The 1,361-nt window shown below is 76.0% G+C and carries 2 protein-coding genes; both read left to right on the forward strand.

Annotated elements, in window-relative coordinates:
• Positions 1-1,053, forward strand: a 1,053-nt coding sequence (locus EBH09_RS38845; protein ID WP_153182650.1) for a tetratricopeptide repeat protein, incomplete at its 5' end; no start/stop codon positions are given.
• Positions 1,054-1,056: 3 nt separating this feature from the next.
• Positions 1,057-1,361 (forward strand): zinc ribbon domain-containing protein (locus tag EBH09_RS38850; RefSeq protein ID WP_153182652.1); only part of this gene is annotated, 305 nt, incomplete at its 3' end.

Here is a 1,361-nt window from a genome sequence, read left to right on the forward strand (position 1 = left end):
GGAGCGGGTGCGAGCGCCGGGCTGCCGGGTGCGGTGAGTTCGGTCGGCGAGGTCGGCGAGGTCGGTGGACCAGGCGGTGTCGACGGACCCGGCGCCGGTGTCTCCGGCCTGGTCAAGTCGGCCGACGCGCCCACCGCCGCCCTCGCCCTGCCGGTGCCGCGGGTCGACGCGGGCGACCCCAACGCCGGCTTCCTGGCGGGCCTCATGGCGTCCGCGCCGGCTGAGCTGCTGACCGCGCTGGCCGCCGCGCCGGCGCCGTCGACCGAGACCCGGCTGCGGCAGATCCGGGCGCGGCTGGAGAACGGCGACGCGCCCGGCGCGCTGACGGCCCTGGAGACCCTGGAGGGCGAGCGGCCCGACGACTGGCGGGTGGTCTGGTACCGGGGACTGGCCGCACTGGTGACCGGGGACCACGAGGCCGCCGCGCTGGCCTTCGACGCCATCTACGACGCCTTCCCGGGCGAGATCGCGCCCAAGCTCGCGCTCGGCCTGTGCGCGGAGGTGCTGGGGCAGCTCGACAACGCCGCCGAGTACTACCGCCTGGTGTGGTCGTCCGACCCGAGCCATGTGAGCGCGGCGTTCGGGCTGGCCCGCGTGCAGCTCGCCGGCGGCGACCGGGCCGGTGCCGTACGGACGCTGGAGTCGGTGCCGGAGTCGTCCATACACTGCACGGCCGCGCGCGTCGCGGCCGTGCGGGCACGGCTGCGACAGCGCACCGCGGGCGCGGGCGACGTGGCGTTCCTGGACGATCTGGTCGCCGCCGCGCGGCAGGTCGAGGCCCTGGACGTGTACGGTCTGGATCCGGCGCGGCGCGAGCAGTTGTCGGCCGAGGTCCTCGGCTGCGCGCTGGACTGGGTACTCTCCGGAGGTCGGGGTTCCGTCCCACCCGCCGCCGGGGGACGGACGCTGCTCGGCAGCGGCCTGGACGAACGCGGCCTGCGCTTCGGCCTGGAGCGTTCGTACCGCACGCTGGCTCGGCTGGCGCGAGGCGGCGAGGAGAGGATCGACCTGGTGGAACGTGCCAATCGTTACCGCCCCCGGACGTGGGTGTAGTTGATGTCGCAGATGCCCCAGCAGGCCGCTGTGTCGAAGTGCCCGAGCTGCGAGGAACCCCTCGAGTCGGGCGACCGCTTCTGCGGTGCGTGCGGATACGACCTGTCCGCAGTGCCCGCGCGGCCCGACGACAGCCCGACGATCGCCATGAACGGCTCGGTGCCCGCGCCGTCCTCGCCGCCGGACGGCGTGGACTGGCCCGTGGCCCGGGACTCGGACGGCTCCGGCCGGCCCGCCCCGGTGCACGCGGCGGCCGAGGTGCCGGGCACCGACTCGGGCGGCTCCCCGCTGCCGCCGACCCCACCGGC

The sequence above is a fragment of the Streptomyces sp. E2N166 genome, assembly GCF_003671715.1.
GTDB classification, from domain to species: Bacteria; Actinomycetota; Actinomycetes; order Streptomycetales; family Streptomycetaceae; genus Streptomyces; species Streptomyces thinghirensis.